The sequence below is a fragment of the Campylobacter sp. FU_520 genome (assembly GCF_025772385.1).
GTDB classification, from domain to species: Bacteria; Campylobacterota; Campylobacteria; order Campylobacterales; family Campylobacteraceae; genus Campylobacter_D; species Campylobacter_D lari_C.
In genome coordinates, this window is record NZ_JAKMRZ010000011.1 from 1 (window position 1) to 18147 (window position 18147).

At 30.1% G+C, this 18147-nt stretch carries 20 protein-coding genes; 6 read left to right on the forward strand and 14 right to left on the reverse strand.

Annotated features, from left to right (window positions below; translation table 11 throughout):
• Positions 1-37 precede the first annotated feature (37 nt).
• From L8W55_RS05270 to dcd, 11 genes are read right to left on the reverse strand one after another with little or no spacing between them, the layout of a single operon-like run.
• Positions 38-256: an acyl carrier protein gene (locus L8W55_RS05270; RefSeq protein WP_214100219.1), complete on the reverse strand. Its 219-nt coding sequence runs from the start codon at positions 254-256 to the stop codon at positions 38-40.
• Positions 249-1316: a beta-ketoacyl-ACP synthase III gene (locus L8W55_RS05275; protein ID WP_263677678.1), complete on the reverse strand. Its 1068-nt coding sequence runs from the start codon at positions 1314-1316 to the stop codon at positions 249-251. The genes L8W55_RS05270 and L8W55_RS05275 overlap by 8 nt, the downstream gene beginning before the upstream one ends.
• A complete protein-coding gene (locus L8W55_RS05280; protein WP_263677679.1) occupies positions 1306-2829 on the reverse strand; it encodes an HAD-IIIC family phosphatase in 1524 nt (507 codons plus the stop codon). The genes L8W55_RS05275 and L8W55_RS05280 overlap by 11 nt, the downstream gene beginning before the upstream one ends.
• A complete protein-coding gene (locus L8W55_RS05285; RefSeq protein WP_263677680.1) occupies positions 2826-3230 on the reverse strand; it encodes a VOC family protein in 405 nt (134 codons plus the stop codon). Before L8W55_RS05285 ends, L8W55_RS05280 begins: the two co-directional genes overlap by 4 nt.
• Positions 3227-4117 (reverse strand): class I SAM-dependent methyltransferase, encoded by an 891-nt coding sequence (locus L8W55_RS05290; RefSeq protein ID WP_214100215.1) that lies wholly within the window; start codon positions 4115-4117, stop codon positions 3227-3229. Before L8W55_RS05290 ends, L8W55_RS05285 begins: the two co-directional genes overlap by 4 nt.
• Entirely contained in the window at positions 4104-4340 is a 237-nt protein-coding gene (locus tag L8W55_RS05295) for an acyl carrier protein (protein ID WP_220566911.1), read from the reverse strand. Before L8W55_RS05295 ends, L8W55_RS05290 begins: the two co-directional genes overlap by 14 nt.
• Positions 4341-4343: 3 nt before the next feature.
• Positions 4344-5126 carry an AAC(3) family N-acetyltransferase gene (locus L8W55_RS05300; protein ID WP_263677682.1) on the reverse strand — a complete coding sequence of 261 codons (783 nt, stop codon included), beginning with the start codon at positions 5124-5126 and terminating at the stop codon, positions 4344-4346.
• Positions 5123-6379 (reverse strand): DUF4910 domain-containing protein, encoded by a 1257-nt coding sequence (locus tag L8W55_RS05305; protein WP_263677742.1) that lies wholly within the window; start codon positions 6377-6379, stop codon positions 5123-5125. Before L8W55_RS05305 ends, L8W55_RS05300 begins: the two co-directional genes overlap by 4 nt.
• A gap of 4 nt (positions 6380-6383) precedes the next feature.
• A complete protein-coding gene (pseC, locus tag L8W55_RS05310) occupies positions 6384-7514 on the reverse strand; it encodes a UDP-4-amino-4,6-dideoxy-N-acetyl-beta-L-altrosamine transaminase (RefSeq protein WP_263677684.1) in 1131 nt (376 codons plus the stop codon).
• On the reverse strand, positions 7511-8518 hold the full coding sequence (gene pseB / locus L8W55_RS05315; RefSeq protein ID WP_263677686.1) for a UDP-N-acetylglucosamine 4,6-dehydratase (inverting): 1008 nt from the start codon (positions 8516-8518) through the stop codon (positions 7511-7513). Before pseB ends, pseC begins: the two co-directional genes overlap by 4 nt.
• 50 nt (positions 8519-8568) lie before the next feature.
• Positions 8569-9129 (reverse strand): dCTP deaminase, encoded by a 561-nt coding sequence (gene dcd / locus L8W55_RS05320; protein ID WP_012661997.1) that lies wholly within the window; start codon positions 9127-9129, stop codon positions 8569-8571.
• A gap of 130 nt (positions 9130-9259) precedes the next feature.
• Here dcd and accB point away from each other — a divergent pair, with 130 nt between their 5' ends.
• On the forward strand, positions 9260-9709 hold the full coding sequence (accB, locus tag L8W55_RS05325; RefSeq protein WP_263677688.1) for an acetyl-CoA carboxylase biotin carboxyl carrier protein: 450 nt from the start codon (positions 9260-9262) through the stop codon (positions 9707-9709).
• Between the two features lies 1 nt (position 9710).
• Positions 9711-11042, forward strand: coding sequence for an acetyl-CoA carboxylase biotin carboxylase subunit (locus L8W55_RS05330; RefSeq protein WP_263677690.1), 1332 nt, complete (start codon positions 9711-9713; stop codon positions 11040-11042).
• 17 nt (positions 11043-11059) lie between these two features.
• Here the strand turns inward: L8W55_RS05330 and L8W55_RS05335 are convergent, their stop codons facing one another.
• Positions 11060-11887, reverse strand: coding sequence for a peptidylprolyl isomerase (locus L8W55_RS05335; RefSeq protein ID WP_047208583.1), 828 nt, complete (start codon positions 11885-11887; stop codon positions 11060-11062).
• A gap of 64 nt (positions 11888-11951) precedes the next feature.
• On the opposite strand from L8W55_RS05335, the gene gltX reads away from it, so the two are divergent.
• The 4 genes from gltX to gdhA all read left to right on the forward strand — a co-directional run bounded on the left by gltX (position 11952) and on the right by gdhA (position 16870).
• A complete protein-coding gene (gene gltX / locus L8W55_RS05340; RefSeq protein WP_263677691.1) occupies positions 11952-13343 on the forward strand; it encodes a glutamate--tRNA ligase in 1392 nt (463 codons plus the stop codon).
• Entirely contained in the window at positions 13343-14578 is a 1236-nt protein-coding gene (locus tag L8W55_RS05345) for a malic enzyme-like NAD(P)-binding protein (RefSeq protein ID WP_263677692.1), read from the forward strand. Before gltX ends, L8W55_RS05345 begins: the two co-directional genes overlap by 1 nt.
• Positions 14579-14824: 246 nt before the next feature.
• Positions 14825-15490, forward strand: coding sequence for an MqnA/MqnD/SBP family protein (locus L8W55_RS05350; RefSeq protein ID WP_263677693.1), 666 nt, complete (start codon positions 14825-14827; stop codon positions 15488-15490).
• 12 nt (positions 15491-15502) lie between these two features.
• Positions 15503-16870: an NADP-specific glutamate dehydrogenase gene (gene gdhA, locus L8W55_RS05355; RefSeq protein ID WP_263677695.1), complete on the forward strand. Its 1368-nt coding sequence runs from the start codon at positions 15503-15505 to the stop codon at positions 16868-16870.
• Positions 16871-16892: 22 nt separating this feature from the next.
• On the opposite strand, the gene L8W55_RS05360 is transcribed toward gdhA, so the two are convergent.
• Together L8W55_RS05360 and L8W55_RS05365 are read right to left on the reverse strand one after the other, a co-directional pair.
• Positions 16893-17420, reverse strand: coding sequence for a hypothetical protein (locus tag L8W55_RS05360; protein ID WP_263677696.1), 528 nt, complete (start codon positions 17418-17420; stop codon positions 16893-16895).
• The gene (locus tag L8W55_RS05365; RefSeq protein WP_039642184.1) at positions 17407-18120 is read right to left on the reverse strand and encodes a thioredoxin fold domain-containing protein; all 714 of its coding nucleotides are present in this window, start codon (positions 18118-18120) and stop codon (positions 17407-17409) included. Before L8W55_RS05365 ends, L8W55_RS05360 begins: the two co-directional genes overlap by 14 nt.
• Positions 18121-18147: the final 27 nt, after the last annotated feature.

An 18147-nucleotide genomic window follows, 5' to 3' on the forward strand; every position in this document is an offset into this window, starting at 1 on the left:
TGTTTTAAGTGTGGAAAGGGTTTAAACAAATATTTGTTTAAACACCAGCTAAAGCTAAAAGATCGCTTACTTTTTCACATTTTTTAAGATCATCACCGCTAATTTGCTTGCCAAGTGAGTTTTTAAATAATACCATGATAGATACAAAAGCCAAGCTATCCCATTCATCAATATCATCTAAAATCATATCTTCTTTTAGTGTTTCATCCATATGCATAGCTTCGCTAATAGCTTCTAGTAATTCTTCTTTAGTCATTTTTTTCTCCTTTATAAATTGAAATTGTATCGGTTTTAAAGTTTTTATCAAAATTTATATAAGCACTCCCCCAGGCATATCCAGCACCAAAAGCACTTAAAATGGCACTAAAATCATTTTTTTGTATTTCACAAAGTAAAGCAGGTAAAGAGCAAGCGCTCAAATTAGCATATTTTGACATCAAAAAATTTGGTGCCTTAGAGCTATGAATACCCAAGTCATTTATAATAGAATCAACTAAAAATTGATTGGATTGATGTAATAAAAAATAATCCACTTCATCTTTACTTTTTTCACAAAAATCAAGCATTTCTTTTATGCTTTGGCTCTCAAGATTAAGTGCTTGGTTAAAAATTTCAGTCCCATCCATGTAAAGATTGTCTAGGTTTCTATGCTCATTAGTTTGAAATATTTCTTTATTGGAGCTTTTACTCTCATCAAGTTTGGCAAAAGCTCTATTAGGTATGATGAGTTTATCAAAACCTTCTCCATTGGAATAAAGCTTAAAAAACGATTTTTCATTTGCACAGTTTATGAGTGTTGCACTTACTCCATCGCCAAAGATTGGAGCTAAATTTGCATTCAAAGGGTTTATGGTTTTGCTTAAAGTATCACCACAAATTAATAAAATATTTTTTGCATTTTGATTTTCTAAAAAAGAAAAAGCTATAAATAAGCCATATAAATACCCCGAACACGCTTGATTTACATCAAAAGCTATGGTTTGAGGTTTTAAATTTAATCGTTTGTGAAGATAGTTTGCACATGATGGCATAAAAAAATCAGGAGTTTGTGTAACAAAAATCACCATATCAAGCTCATTTCTATCAAAATCAAGCATTTTAAATAAATTTATACTTGCTTCATAGGCTAAATCTGTTGTGCTAATATTTTCATCAGCGATAAATCTTTCTTGTATGCCTGAAATTTTTTTCATTCTTTTTAGCATTTTGACATCATTTTGAAAAACATCTTCTAAGCAATCATCTATATTTATGCATTTATTAGGCACGCAAATGCTTATGCCTGCTATTTTGGCTTTATTAAAACTAGCTTTCAATTATAAGTCCTTCGTAATTTATCATTTTTTTTTGGATTAGAGCAAAATTTTCTTTTATATCTGCATTTAAACTATATAAAAATTCTAAAAATGGCATATTTCTTTCACCCTTTTGAAAGTATAAAATACATTCTTTTGTATTAAAATGCAGGTGTAATAATTCTATAGCTTTATAAAGCATAATTTTTTCAAGCTTTCTTCCTAAGGCTCTACAACTTATGCAAAGATCTTTTATGATTAAATTTGTTTCATCTTCATAAGCTACAAAAATTGCTATAATACCACTATCGCTTAATTTATCACTCATACTTATAGTCAAAATAGCATGTTTTTGCATAAATTCTTTGCACTCTTTTAAGCTTAATCTTGAGTAATTTGATATAAATTGATTAGTTTTATTAAGTAGTTGTGAAATTCTTTCAAGTTCATCTGCGTTGTTGATATGAAATTTCAAACAAATCTGTAATTTTTCAAAATACTCTTTAGGGCTAAGCTTGCTAAGTTCTTGTCTTTGTAAATTTGCTTTAATATCAGCACTTCTTAACTCATCTTCTTTGCTAAAGCTTGTTTTTAAAAGTCTAGGATAGAGCTTTAAACTATAAGCACTATTTTCATCAGCTAGTAAGGTGTTAATATGAAGGTGTGATACATTTTCAATTTCGGCTATATTATCATCAATAAACAGCACACTATCAAAAGCTATATTAAAAAAATTTACAATTTCTTTAATATTTTCATCTTTACTTTTCCAATTAGCCTTGATCATACTAAAATCATCAAGTTGTAATAAAAAGTCTTTTCTTTGTGAAAAAAGTTTTTTTACATCTTCTTCTTCATTTTTTGAAGCAATGGCGAGTAAAAAACCTTGATTTTTTAAATTTAAAAGCTCACTTTGTAAGGCTTTATGATTGCTAGATAAAGCAAGATTTTCAATACCATCTTCGCCTAAAATTCCTTGGTATAAGGTATTATCAAGATCTATGATGATTGTTTTTAAAGTTGGTTGTAAAAGGCTAGGTAGGATTTTTAGTCCTAGAATTTGGGCTAATTTTATACAAGCTTTATTACTAAGTCTGCTTGCATTTATTTCAAAATTACTATCATCTATGATGAGATTTTCATCTAAAAAGGGCTTTAGTATTTTGCAAATACTATATTTTTTTAAGCTTGTATTGCCAAGTAAAAGTGTGATGATAGGAGCGTTGCTAATGCTTGATAGTTCTTGTATTTTTTCTTTGATAAAATCATCTACATTTTTTTTATAATTGTTTAAATCTATAAATATGATGTTTAAATCTGCTTTTTGAAAATTATCATAACTTAAACTATCATCATAAGAGCTTATGTTAAATTCAGCCTTTAATTTACTAAAGGCTAAAAATGCATTTAGTATGCTTGAAATCACTTCAAAAGAGTGATTTCTAAAAACATTAATAGTAATTTTTTTATGATGATTTTCCTTGCTAAGTTTTATGAGATCATTTCTTTTTAAATTTGGTAAAAAAAGATTCATTTTAGCTCTACTAATTCTATTAATAAATTATTACTCATCATCACAAAGCAAAGTTTTGCAAAATAACTTGCTTTCATTATGTCAACGACTAACAAACCATCATTTAAAAGCAAAGATAAATCTTGCTCTATATTTTTACTTTCATAAGCTATATGATACATTTTAGTTTTATTTTTCAAATAGTTATCTAAAACGCCTTTTTCATTTAAATTTGACAAAAGTTCAAAGCGATATTGGGGGAATAAGTTATTTTTTGGAATGATAAATTCTCCTTTTACCCCTTGTTGTTCGTCTATAAATTCAGCTTCTTTAACAAAACCTAGCTTTTCAAATATTTTTCTTTCTTTTTCTAAAGATTTACATGCTACACCTATATGGTGGATTGGTAAATTTAAATTCATTTTTCAAATACCACAGCCATAGTTATAGCATTTTTAAATTTCAAAGCTTTTTCTAAAGAATAGTCATTTGCCATAAAACATTCATATTGTTTTATTTTTAAATCTGCTTTTTTTGCCATTTCAAAAATTTCATTTGGATGTGTAAATAAGTATATATGATCAATCGCAGGTGCGTTGATAGGTATGGTTGCGAAAATTTCACCTTCATTGCTTAATAAGTCTTTTGCTCTTTTTAAAAATTCTAAAGGCTGTTCAACATGTTCTAAAACTTCTCCAATTACTATTAAATCAGCTTTTTTGTGAAATTGAAATTGAAAAAAATCTTTACATAAAAATTCACAATTATTAATTAAATTTTTAACTTGATTTTCCACCATATTTTTTGTCAATTCGCAACTAGTAGGGGATAAATCTAAACCTAAATAATAATCAAATTTCAAACTTTTAACAGCTTTAGTAAAAAATTCTCCATGTCCTGGGCCTATTTCAAAATAATTATCATGTTTGCTTTTTGATTGAAGATAATTTTCAAAATACTTTCTAACTTTTATATGAGCAATCCAAATATAAGATGAAAGCGCAAGCCCTATCATGTATTTTTTCATATAAGTTTCATTAAAATAGACTTTATCTTTTACTTCTTCAAAACTTTTATATCTATATGAGTTATTTTCTATGAAATATTTTGTTTCTTCTAAAGTGTCATTAAGTATAGTTAAATAGCATTCGCACTGCTCTTGTAAAGAAATATTGTTTTGAAGATAATATGAAATGAGATTTTCAAATTCTATTTCATCTTCATTTGTTAGACTGATTTTATTTAAATATTTTGCGTGAATTGGATTTTTTATAGCTATTAACTCAAATAAGTTTTTAATATTTTTCATTTTTTACCTTTGATTTGATAGCTTGCAAAAGTTCATTTTGTGATTTTAGCTGACTTAATTCATCTTTGCTAAATTTGATTTCAAATTCTTCTTCTAAGCTCATGATTATATCAATATGATTTAAAGAAGTCCAATTTTTACAATTTTGCATGCTTAAATTTGAATTTTCATCAACTTTTACTTCTAGTATATTTTCTAAAATTTCATAAAATTTATTTTCCATTTTTTAACTATCCTTTAGAATAAGTGCATTTTTATTCATGTTTAAGGCTCTTATTATGGCATTTTCATATTCTTGAGCAATAAAAATACTTATGTTATCATTGGCAAATTTTATCATATCGCTTTTAAAAGATGATAAAGCTATTTTAATAATATTTTTAATATTAGGAATAGAGTGCTTGTTTAAATCTCTAACAAAATATAAGATTTCTTTTTTTGTTTTTTCTCCATTTTTATCAAGAATAAAACCCTGAAATTTTTTAAAATATCTGTAATCTACTTGATGTTTTTCCTCAATATGGTGGGTTATGGTGTGTCCAATGCCACCAAAAGTAAGAAATTTCCCATTTTCTTTTATTAAAACATCATACACACAATTTTCTCCAAAACAACTTGTAGTGTCTTTTAAAAACAATTCTTCTTTGGCTCCTTTTATAGCAAAGGAAAATATAGGATCATTGGTGCGTTTTACTCCTGCTTGTTTGCGAAAATATTCATTTAAAGCGCCCATTTTTGTAGGAGAATTTAATTTATCATAAACTTCATTTTTGCAAAAACTATAAGTAAATGTAGGCATGATTAAAGTACCTTCTTTGCCTATGACTTCAAAAAAACAATCTAATATAGTTTGTAAAAATTCATTTCTGGGAAGCAAGGGTGCACCAAAATTAAAAAGTTCAGTATGCACACACAAAATATCACCCTTTTTAATACTAAGTTTTTTAAAAGCTTCTATTAAATTTACATTAGAGTATTTTTTATCATTGTGTTCTAAGAAATATTTCATTTTATTAGTCCATGGAATTTTAATTTTTCTACTAGATCTTTTAATTCATAAGCTTGTATGTTTAGTTTTGAAGCTATATCTAAAACATCGTTTTTACCATCACAATATGCTAAAAAGTTAGCAGATATAGGTTTTTTGGCTTTTTTATTAATGGTGTGATATAATCCCCTTTTGCCTAAATTTGGTTCGCAAAATACAGTATTTTGATAAATTTTATTAACTTCTAAATTTGCAATGATCTCTTTTAAGGCTTGAAGACTATTTTCTAAGCTTGTTTGTGAAATAAAATTTAAATCATCTTTGCTAGTATGGTATTCTTTATAATCACCAAATCTAGTCCTACATATACAAACTACGGGTAAATTTACTAAAGGAGAGCAAAATTGTCTTTCATTGCTACCTCTGTATAAAAAGCTAAATTCTTTAAAATTATTTTTATCCTTTAAAGTATGTAAGGCTACTTTATCTGCTAGGGTATTTTCACTTGGAGTGTGAATGAGTGAGTAAGCATTATCATCGCCTATGCAAGAGAGTACAAAACCTGCTTTGGTATGTTTTTGTAAGTGCTTTAAATGTTTACTAAGATAAACTATACTCCCTATAGTTTCAGGAGCAAAAACAAAACGATAATTATATTTTCTCTCTTTTAGTCTCAAAAGCCATTTAGCTAAAAACGCAGCTACCACAGGGCCACTTAGCTCGTTATTTGCCATAGATGGATGACAAAGGTAAGTGGAAATTAAAATTTCATCTTTTGTTTTTTGCGTGCTAGGTATGAGTAAATCAGCATAGTTTAAAACCCCATTTTCATGGTGTTTTGCATTAATGAAAACTTTATATTTTCCTTCTTTTAGTTTAACCCTATCTTCATGTTTTATACAAAAACCCCAACGTCTTTTATAATAGCTTGTCACATAAGGTATGGCATCAGGATAATCTTCTATGGAGTAAAGATGCTCTTGTAAGCTTGCTAGATCAAGCTCTGTGTCTATGCCTGTGCTATAGTTTAACACATGAAGATTGTTTTGCTTAAAATCACAAATTTTTTCTCCATCTGGAGTGATGATATAAGCATCGTTTATCTCCCATTCAGCAGGTACTTCCCAATCAAACACTTTACTCCCACTTGCTATAGAGTGAATTTTTAATATACCCCCCCCCATAGCTTCATCAAGTATTTTCAAGCTTTGTCTAAAGCCTTTCCCGGTAATACTTCTACATATAGGAAAAAGTTCACAGGCTAGCTCATACATACTTTTACTCACAACAAGCCTTTTTAGTTTCTTCTAAAATCTTAAATAAACTATCTTTAACAAATCGTGCTTCTTTTAAGCTCATTTCTTGATGAGCAGGTATGCTAAGTTCAGCTTTATAAAAATTATCCGCATTTTCTAAGAATAAATTTCCATATAAGTTTTTATAATAACTAAACTCATAAGTAGGCTTATAATGTACTTGTACACCTATGTCTAAATTTAATAATTTTTCAAAAATAATCTCTTTTTGGCAATAAAACTCAGGAAAAAGCAAAATAGGGTATAAATGTCTCGAGCTTTTTTTATAATCTTTGATTTTTATAGTGCTAAAATAAGGATTTTTTTCAAATTCTTTATCATAAAAACTTGTGATGATTTCTCTTTTTTCTAGCATATTATCAAGTTTTTTAAGTTGATTTATACCCAAAGCACAAGCTACATCACTTAAGCGATAATTATAGCCTAGTTCAATCATATCACTATCCCAAAGTCTTTTTTTGATTATGCCATGACTTCTTAAAAGCTTGATTTTTGAGATTAATTCCTCATTATTGCTAACAACCGCACCACCCTCAAAGGTTGTGATAGGTTTAACCGGATGAAAGGAAAATATGCTCAAATCTCCCATAGAACCTACTTTTTGATTTTTATAAATAGCACCTAGGGCATGACTTGCATCATCAATTAGTGGGATATTATATTGTTTAGCTAAGGCTAAGATTTCATCCATTTCTACACTATTTCCCGCAAAATCAACCACGCAAATTGCTCCTATATTAGAGCTATCTTGGCTCAGTCTTAAAGCAAGTTTTTTCTCATCAATATTTCCATCGCTTTTTACATCTATAAATTCAACCCTAGCACCTGCCATTAAAGCTGCATTTGCAGTTGCAGCAAAGGTAATAGGGGTTGTTAAGACAATTTTATCTTTTACATTTAAAGATAAATACGCAAGGTGTAAAGCAGAAGTAGCTGAATTTAGCGCGCAAGCATATTTTACACCCACATATTCACAAAGGGCTTGTTCAAATTCTTCAACCTTTTTTCCACCGGTTAAAAAATCATCTTTTAAAGCCTCACAAACTACTTGTATGTCTTGTTCGTCGATATTTTGATGAGAATAAGTTATCATTTTTCAAGCTCTGTATGATTTATTATATTTAAAAGCTCTTCTTGGCTAATCCATGATGGATTATTATCTGAGCTATAAGAAAAGCCATTAGAAACTTTTTTACCTTTTTGTCCTTTTGCATTTATACTAAAATCAACATTAATATTATTAAATTGGATACTTGGGCTGATGGCATAATAATTTTCAAATTCATAAGTTAAATGACTATCATCACTTGAAATCATAATTTCATGTAGTTTTTCACCTGCTCTTATACCTATGATTTTATGAGCTAAATTAGGAGCCATAGTTTTAGCTAAATCAACGATTTTCATAGAAGGAATTTTTGGTACGAAAATTTCCCCTCCATGCATATAAGCAAAATTATTCAGCACGAAATTAACCCCATCTTCTAAAGATATCCAAAATCTTGTCATTCTCTCATCTGTGATAGGAAGCTCTTTAGCGCCTTCATTGATTAGTTTTTTAAAAAATGGTATAACAGAGCCTCTTGAGCCTACTACATTTCCATATCTTGTAACGCTAAATTTGGTATGAGAATTTCCTGCGATGTTATTTGCTGCTACAAAAAGCTTATCACTTGCAAGCTTTGTAGCTCCGTATAAATTAATAGGATTGCATGCTTTATCGGTTGAAAGAGCGATACATTTTTCTACATTATTTTCCAAACACGCATCGATTACATTTTGTGCTCCATGGATATTAGTTTTTATGCATTCCATTGGATTATATTCTGCAATTGGTACATGTTTCATAGCAGCTGCATGGATAACAAAGTCAACATCTTTCATTGCTATGCTCAGTCTTTCTTTATCTCTTACATCGCCTATAAAATAACGCATGCAATTATCATTAAATTTTCTTGCCATTTCAAATTGCTTGAGTTCATCGCGTGAATAGATGATGATTTTTTTAGGTTTGTATTTTTGAAGTAAAGTTTTAGTATAAGTTTTTCCAAAACTTCCTGTGCCACCGGTGATTAAAATGCTTTTTCCATTAAACATATTTATTTTCCTATTACTTGACTAAGTCTTTATATCGACTGAAAATAAAATTATTTTAAAATTCTTGGTAAAGTTATACCTGTTTGAGCTTGATATTTGCCTTTTTTATCAGCATATGTTACATCACAAGGTTCATCTCCTTGTAAAAATAAAACTTGAGCTATACCCTCATTAGCATAAATTTTAGCAGGTAGTGGGGTTGTGTTTGAAATTTCTATAGTGATATGTCCTTCAAAACCTGGTTCAAAAGGAGTTACATTTACTATGATACCACATCTTGCATAAGTGCTTTTGCCAAGACAAATAGCCAAAACATCATTTGGCATTTTAAAATACTCAACTGTTCTTGCAAGTGCGAAAGAATTTGCAGGTACTATACATACATCACCTACAAAATCTACTACATTTTCCTCTACAAAATTTTTAGGATCTACAACAGTGGAATTTACATTAGTAAAAATCTTAAATTCTCTTCCAACTCTTATATCATATCCATAGCTTGAAAGCCCATAACTAACTATGCCTTTACCTATATTTGCTTCACAAAATGGCTCTATCATATTGTGTTCTAATGCCATTTTTTTGATCCAATTATCTGCTTTTAAGCCCATTTTTGTCCTTTATAATTAAAGTGAATTTTTAAATTATATCTTAAAATAAAAGTAAAAAATAAATAATTGAAGTTATTTTTAGTATTTTTATATATAATTATAAATTAAGTCTTATAAATAAGGAGAATATATGACAAAAGAAGAAATCAAAGAATTAATGCAACTTTTTGCAGAAGCAAATATAAGCAAGATTAAAATAAAAGAACAAGATGGATTTGAAATAGAACTAGAAAGAGATATGTGTTGTGAATTACCAGCTCCAACTCCTGTTGCTCCAACTCCACAACCAATTAATGTAAATGTAGTTAATGAAACCAAAGCAAGCTCAAACTCTTCTAATAAGCCAACTATCAATAGCCCTATGGTGGGTACTTTTTATCAAGCTCCAAGCCCGGGTGCAGCACCTTTTGCTAAAGCAGGACAAACTATTAAAAAAGGAAGCACTATAGCAATTATTGAAGCGATGAAAATCATGAATGAAATCGAAGCTGAATATGATTGTAGAATAGTAGAAGTCTTAGTTGCAGATGGTCAGCCTGTAGAATTTGGTATGCCTTTATTTGTGGTGGAGAAATTATAAAATGGAAATTAAAAAAGTTTTAATAGCAAATCGTGGAGAAATTGCATTAAGAGCTTTAAGAACTGTAAAAGAAATGGGAAAAAAAGCAATGTGTGTGTATTCTACCGCAGATAAAGATGCTTTGTATTTAAAATATGCTGATGCGAGTATTTGTATAGGGAATGCTAGAAGTTCAGAAAGTTATTTAAATATCCCAGCTATTATTAGTGCGGCTGAAATTAGCGAAGCGGATGCGATTTTTCCAGGGTATGGATTTTTAAGTGAAAATCAAAATTTTGTTGAAATTTGTGCAAAACATAATATTAAATTTATAGGCCCTTCAGTCGCTGCTATGGCACTAATGAGTGATAAAAGCAAAGCTAAACAAGTAATGCAAAGAGCAGGTGTACCTGTAATCCCAGGAAGTGATGGGGCTTTAGGTGGGGTTGAGGCGGCTAAAAAGCTTGCTAAAGAAATAGGCTATCCTGTGATTTTAAAAGCAGCAGCAGGCGGTGGTGGCCGTGGTATGCGTGTAGTTGAAGATGAAAAAGATTTGGAAAAAGCTTATTGGTCAGCAGAAAGTGAAGCTATGAGTGCTTTTGGCGATGGCACTATGTATATGGAAAAATATATCCAAAACCCACGTCATATAGAAGTGCAGATCATAGGAGATAGCTTTGGTAATGTGATCCATTTGGGTGAGAGAGATTGCTCTATGCAAAGACGCCATCAAAAGCTTATAGAAGAATCTCCTGCAATTTTGCTAGATGAAAAAACAAGAGCAAGACTTCATGAAACAGCAGTTAAAGCTGCTAAGGCTATTGATTATGAAGGTGCGGGGACTTTTGAATTTTTAGTGGATAAAAATTTAGATTTTTATTTTATTGAAATGAATACGCGCTTGCAGGTTGAGCATTGTGTGAGTGAGATGGTAAGCGGGGTGGATATTATTGAGCTTATGATTAAAGTAGCAGAAGGGTATCCTTTACCAAAACAAGAAGAAATTAAACTTAAAGGTCATTCTATAGAATGTAGAATCACTGCAGAAGATTCTAAAACTTTCTTGCCTTGCCCAGGTAAAATCACAAAATACGTAGCTCCAGCAGGACGCAATGTAAGAATGGAAAGCCATTGCTATCAAGATTATAGTGTACCTCCTTATTATGATTCTATGATTGGAAAATTAGTTGTATGGGGAGAAGATAGAAACACAGCTATAGCTAAAATGAAAATAGCCTTGCAAGAGCTTATTGTAGGTGGGATTAAAACAACTAAAGATTTTCATTTAGCGATGATGGATAATGCAGATTTTATTAATAATAATTATGATACAAATTATCTTTCAAGACATTAATTTAAGATAGGTTTAACCTATCTTAATTCTTCTATATGAGCGTTTGCTCTTATTTTATCAAGATGATTTTTTAAGGCTTGTTCTCTTTGGGTTAGAGTATAGACATTGCTAACTTGATCTTTGATTAAGTCAAATTCGATAGGGTTTTTACCATATTTTTCTTTTACAAAATATACTATATAGGCATTTTCACCATTTAATACTGGAGTAAATTCTCCTATTTTGGTATTATTTAACAAAGCAAGTAATCTTGGATCTATACTAGCCGCATTTAAACTAATGGCTTTTGACTTGATTTGAGAATTTTTATACATAGGATTTTGTGCAAGTTGCTGTAAAAGCTCAGGATTAGTAGAATTATAAACAACTAAGTCTATATTTGAAAAAGTGCTAAATTTATCAAGATTGCTTTCATAAAAATGCTTTAACGCTTGATCATCAATGTTGATTTTCGCATTTTGCATTATACTCCTATAAAGTTTTTCTCTTTCAAGATCTTTTCTAACCTTATTTTTAAAAACTTCAAAACTTAAACCATCTTTTTCTATTTTTGTTTGCAAACCATTGATATCGGTTTTATTGCCTTTTGCTATTTGTGCTAATTTTTCATTGAGTTCAAAAGTACTTATATAAATCCCTAGTTTTTTAGCTTCGCTTTGTTGAACCTTATCATCTACTAAAAATGCTATAGCCTTTTGCTTGTCATTAGTTTTTAGTTCTTTCATGGTTTGTTCTATATCATAAAGAGTGATAGGTTGATTTTCTACTACCATTGCCACACCACCAAGAGTTTGAGCATATAAAATATTTGCAGTAAAACAACAAGATATTAAAAATTTTCTCATATAAAACCTTTATTTAAGTGTAAATATAGCATTATAACAATAAAAATTTAAAAAAGGTAAAAATATGCAAGAAATCACAACGCGTTTTGCTCCTTCCCCAACAGGATATTTGCACATAGGGGGTCTTAGAACGGCTTTATATAATTATCTTTATGCGAGAAAAAATAAGGGTAAATTTTTATTGCGTATTGAAGATACGGATTTAAAAAGAAATTCAAAAGAAGCTACACAAGCTATTATAGAAGCATTTAAATGGTGTGGGCTTGATTATGATGGGACGATTGAGTATCAATCTCAAAGATTTGATATTTATAAAAAATACATTCAAAAATTACTAGATGAGGGTAAGGCTTATTATTGTTATATGAGCAAAGAAGAGCTTGATGAGTTAAGAGCTAAGCAAGAAGCAGCTAAAGAGCGCCCAAAATATGATGGTAGATATAGAGATTTTAAAGGAACTCCTCCAAGTGGTATTGAGCCTGTGGTACGTATTAAAGCGCCACAAAGTGGAGAGATTAAATTTATAGATGGTATTAAAGGCGAGGTTAGTTTTAAGGCTGAAGATATTTTAGATGATTTTGTAATTGCAAGAAGCGATGGTAGCCCAATTTACAATTTAACCGTTGTAATTGATGATGCGCTAATGGGTGTGAGTGATGTTATAAGAGGGGATGATCATTTATCAAATACCCCAAAACAAATCGTTCTTTATGAGGCACTAGGCTTTAAAATTCCTAAATTTTATCATGTGGCTATGATACACGGTGAAGATGGTAAAAAACTTTCTAAACGTCATGGGGCAACTGATGTGATGGAGTATAAAAATATGGGGATTTTACCTCAAGCCCTGCTAAATTTCTTAGTGCGTCTTGGTTGGAGTCATGGTGATGATGAAATTTTTTCTTTAGAAAGTATGCAAGAGCTTTTTGATCCAAATCATATTAATAAAAGTGCTTCTTGCTATAATTTTAAAAAGCTAGAATGGCTTAATGCTCATTATATTAAAACTTTATCTTTTGAAGAAATCAATAGACAATTAAAAGATTTAGGTTTTGATTTAAGTCAGTATGAAAAAGCGGACTTTTTGCTAGATATGTTAAGAGAGAGAGCTAAAACCTTGCATGATATCATTAGCGGGGCCAAAGTGTTACTAAATGACCCAAAAGAATACGATCAAAAGGCTGTAGATAAATTTCTTAATGTAACAAATTTAACTTATTTGGAAAAATACGCTATGGTTTTAAATGAGCAAAAAAATGCTTGTGAATTTGAAGAATTAACCAATCAATTCTTAGAAGAAAATAATCTTAAGTTAAAAGATCTAGCTCAAGCTATACGCATTGCACTCACTGGAAGCTCGGTAAGTCCTAGTATATTTGAAGTATTAGAATTTTTAGGAGTGCAAAAAGCTAAGCTTAGAATAGAAAATTTACTAACTTACATGAAGGGGAAATAATGAATTTAAAAGAAGAGGCTTTAGAATACCACCTAGGTGGTAAAGTAGATATTATTGCGAGAAAGCCTATGGATAGTGCGCATGATTTGTCTTTAGCTTATTCTCCAGGGGTTGCTGAACCTTGTGTTGAGATAGCAAAAGATGAAACCTTAGCTTATAAATACACTAATAAAGCAAATTTAGTTGCCATAGTAAGTGATGGTAGTGCAGTTTTGGGACTTGGCAATATAGGAGCAAGTGCAAGTAAACCCGTGATGGAAGGAAAGGCTTGTTTGTTTAAAAAATTTGCTAATGTTAATGCTTATGATTTGGAAATTAATGCTCATAGTGTAGATGAGATTGTTACCTTTTGTAAAGCTATAGCACCTACTTTTGGAGGAATTAATTTAGAAGATATTTCAGCACCAAAATGCTTTGAAATAGAAGCTGCTTTGCAAGATCTTGGAATTCCTGTAATGCATGATGATCAACACGGTACAGCAATCATTTCTACAGCAGGATTAATGAATGCTATGGAAATTAGTGGTAAAAAATTTGAAGATATTAAAGTAGTAGTAAGTGGTGCGGGTGCAGCGGGTATTGCAAGTGCTAGAATGTATAGAAATTTAGGGGTTAAAAATATCGTTTTAGTAGATAGTAAAGGTGTGATTAATACTCAAAGAGATGATTTAAATAAATACAAACTAGAATTTGTGAGCGATACCAAAGATAGCACTTTAAGAGAGGCTTTAAAAGGTGCTGATGTGTTTTTGGGTTTAAGTGCGCCTAAGATTTTAGATGATGAGATGATTTTAAGTATGGCTAAAGATCCTGTGATTTTTGCACTAGCTAATCCTGTGCCTGAAGTAATGCCTGAAGATGTTAAAAGGGTTAGAAATGATGCTATAGTTGGAACAGGTAGAAGTGATTATCCAAATCAAATTAACAATGTTTTAGGTTTTCCTTTTATTTTTAGAGGAGCTTTAGACGTAAAAGCGACTAAAATCACTGAAAATATGAAAGTAGCTGCCGCTAAAGCTTTGGCTGATTTAGCTAAGCTTGAGGTAACCGATGAGGTAAAACAAGCTTATGGAGTAGAAGAGCTTAGCTTTGGTAGAGATTATGTTATACCAAAACCATTTGATAGTAGGGTAAAAGCTGTAGTTAGTGCTGCTGTGGCAAAAGCTGCGGTTGAAGATGGAGTGGCTTTGGTAAAAGAATTTGACTATCAAAAATATCTAGTAAGCTTACAATAGTTTTTATAGATTAAGTTTTATTTAAAATATTTTTTTGAATAAAACTTAATTTTTATTTTCAATCTTTCAATTTGACTTTTTAATTTCTAATTTTTAATTTAATAAAATCAAGTAATAAAATAATTTTTTACAATAAATGTTAAATTTTGATATAAATTTTAGTATTGATTATATTTTTAATTAAATTAATTTATATTTAAGATATTTTTTTATAGGATACTAATACTTAATCATAGAAAGGCTAAGATGGTTTTTGGAAAGATAGATTATCTTAATTTACTCCCTTTGCATATCTATCTTAAAAAAGCAGCTTTTCCTAGCTATGTTAAGCAAACTACAGAATACAAAAAAGGGGTTCCTAGTAAACTAAATCGCCATTTGTATTTTAGACGTATTGACGCAGCGATTATTTCAAGTATTGAAAGTCGTAGAAAAAAATACAAAACCTTAAATGTGGGAATTTGCGCAAGCAAAAAGGTAAAAAGCGTTTTAGTGAAAAAACATTCTCAAAGCAAAGAAGATGCAAGCTCTGCAACTTCTAATGCTCTTGCAAAAGTTTTAAAGCAAAAAGGGGAGGTTATCATCGGTGATAAGGCTTTAAAACTTTATTTGCAAAATCCAAAAGATTATATTGATTTGTGTGAATTATGGTATGAAAAGACAAAATTACCTTTTGTTTTTGCACGTTTTTCTTGTGTTAAAAATTTTTCTATTTATAAAAAAATGATGAAAAATTTCACAAAAAGTAAAATTTTCATTCCACAATATATTTTGCTAGATTATTCTAAATCAAGAAATCTTTCTCAAAAGGAAATTAGTGCATACTTAAAGCTAATTTACTACAAAATAGGAACAAAGGAGCAAATGGCGCTAAAAAAATTTTTAGCTAAAACAAGCAGCAAGATACTATAAAAAGGACAATTTATGAGTATGGCTAAACAATATATCAACGAAACTTTAGAAAAAATTCAAACAATTTCCCCAAGACAGCCTATCTTTTTTCAAGCAGCAACTGAGGTATTAAATTCTTTAGAGCCTTTACTTGAATCTAATAAAACTTATCAAGATCATGCGATATTAGAGCGTATTGTAATGCCTGAAAAAACAACTATATTTAGAGTTGTATATATCAATGATGCGGGTAAAGCTCAAACACATTTTGGCTATAGAGTGCAGTTTAATTCTAGTTTAGGTCCTTATAAAGGTGGGATTAGATTTCATCCTAGTGTGAATTTAGATGTTTTGAAATTTTTAGGTTTTGAGCAAATTTTTAAAAATTCTTTAACAGGTTTGATGATAGGTGGTGCTAAAGGTGGAGCAAATTTTGATCCTAAAGGTAAAAGCGAAGCAGAAATTATGCGTTTTTGTCAAGCTTTTATGGCTGAGCTTTCAAAAATTATAGGTGCAAGCACTGATGTGCCAGCGGGTGATATAGGGGTTGGTGCTAGGGAAATTGGATATATGTTTGGAGCTTATAAGAAAATTAGCTCTAATTTTGATGGAACTTTAACGGGAAAGAAAATTCCATGGGGTGGAAGTTTAGCAAGAACAGAAGCAACAGGATATGGTTGCGTGTATTTTACCCAAGAAATGCTAGCAAAATACAACAATGCATTAGAAGGAAAAGAGTGCGCAGTCTCAGGTAGTGGAAATGTGGCGATTTATACCATAGAAAAATTACACCAACTTGGCGCAAAAGCAATCACAATAAGTGATAGTGATGGATTTGTTTATGATAAAGATGGAATAGATTTAGATTTATTAAAAGAAATTAAAGAAGTAAAAAGAGCTAGAGTGAGTGATTATGTAGCGCTTAAAAAAGGTGCTGTTTTTACTCCAAAAAGCGCGTATAAACAAGGTTGTAATGGGGTATGGAGTATACCTTGTGATATAGCTTTTCCAAGTGCTACGCAAAATGAGTTAAATTTAGAAGATATTAAAACCTTATATCACAATGGTTGTCGCATGGTAGCAGAGGGAGCTAATATGCCAAGTACACTTGAAGCGATTGATTTTATGTTAAATCAAAAAGACTTTTTATTTGCTCCAGCTAAAGCTGCAAATGCAGGTGGTGTAGCGACTTCTCAACTTGAAATGCAACAAAATGCAAGTATGTGTCAATGGAGCTTTGAGGAAGTTGATGCAAAATTGCATAAGATTATGAAAAATATTTTTGAAAATTCATACGAGTGTGCAAAAGCTTATAATCATGAAGGAAATTTAGTAGTAGGTTCAAACATAGCAGGCTTTAAAAAAGTAGCTGATGCGATGATTGATCATGGTTATATTTAAAAAGATGGCTTAAATGCCATCTTTAATGCATATAAAAAAAGCTTGTTATTTGATTAGCAATTTTTTCTTCTAAAGATTCTTTGGCTCTATCTATATTGCCAAGATAAGCAGTTCTTGCTAAAAGCGAGGTGCTTTGAGTAGAGTTTTTGGAGCTAATTTGTAAATTAACTTGCAAAAGATAGTAATTTTCTACTTCCATTTCAAAAACATCATCTATTTTATCAAAGTCATTATAAAAAAATCTCGCATTAGAAGCAATTAGTCTTTGTGCATAAGAAAATTTTTTAAAATCTATTATATTGATATAAATTTTATAATCACTTTGAGTATTATCTAAAACCAATCCCAAATTTTGTAATTTTTGAGTAAGTTTGGCTTCTAAATTTGTGTTTAGTTTTGAAGGGTTGTTGATGTGCAAAGAAAAACTTTGATTTTTATTAGCATGTAGGAAAATACCCTCATTGTTTGTTTGGATAAAAGTTTGCATAGGGCCTGTACAAGCACTTAAAAATAGTGCAAGCACAAGCAAGAAAAGATTATTTTTGAGCATCGATTATCGTTGGTACGGCACGAAGACCAAGTTTAGAGTATTTTGCAAAAGTTTCTCTTACCGCTTTAACTTCAGCTTCACTAGGTTTTTTATAATCTTTTAAATTTTTATCATAGTATTTTTTCATGATAGCAATTTTTTGTGCATCATCTTTAGCATTTTTACTTTCTTTATAAATTAATGCAGATTTTTCAAATGCGCTTGTATCATGGATAGGGGTTAAGATAAATTTAACCTGATGAGTTTTTAGTGTTTCTTCTATCTTATCTAAATGCATTCTACAATATGGACATTCAGGATCGCTAAATACATAAAGTAAAGGTTTGTTTTTATCGCCTAAAGAAACAAACATTTTTTCTTTTTTAAGTTCCACTAGAGCTTTTTTTGAAAATTCAGCTTGTTGTTTTTCCATGAGTTTTGCTTGATAAACTTGAGAATAAAACTCACCTTTTTTTACATCAATTACTTCGGTTGTGATGATATTATCTTGAGTAAAAACGATTTCTTGGAAATTTTTACCACTAATTTCAAAATTAACTATCACAGCTTCAAAGTTAGTATCGGGAATTTTTTCTCTACTAGAAACACTAATATTTGCATTTGATAAATTTGGATTTTTCTTAAAAAAATTAATAATTTCTTCATTACTTGCAGCAAATAAAGAGCTAGCAAGAGTTAAAAGAGCTAGAGATTTTTTCATTTTTTTCCTTTAATTTAAATTTTTATC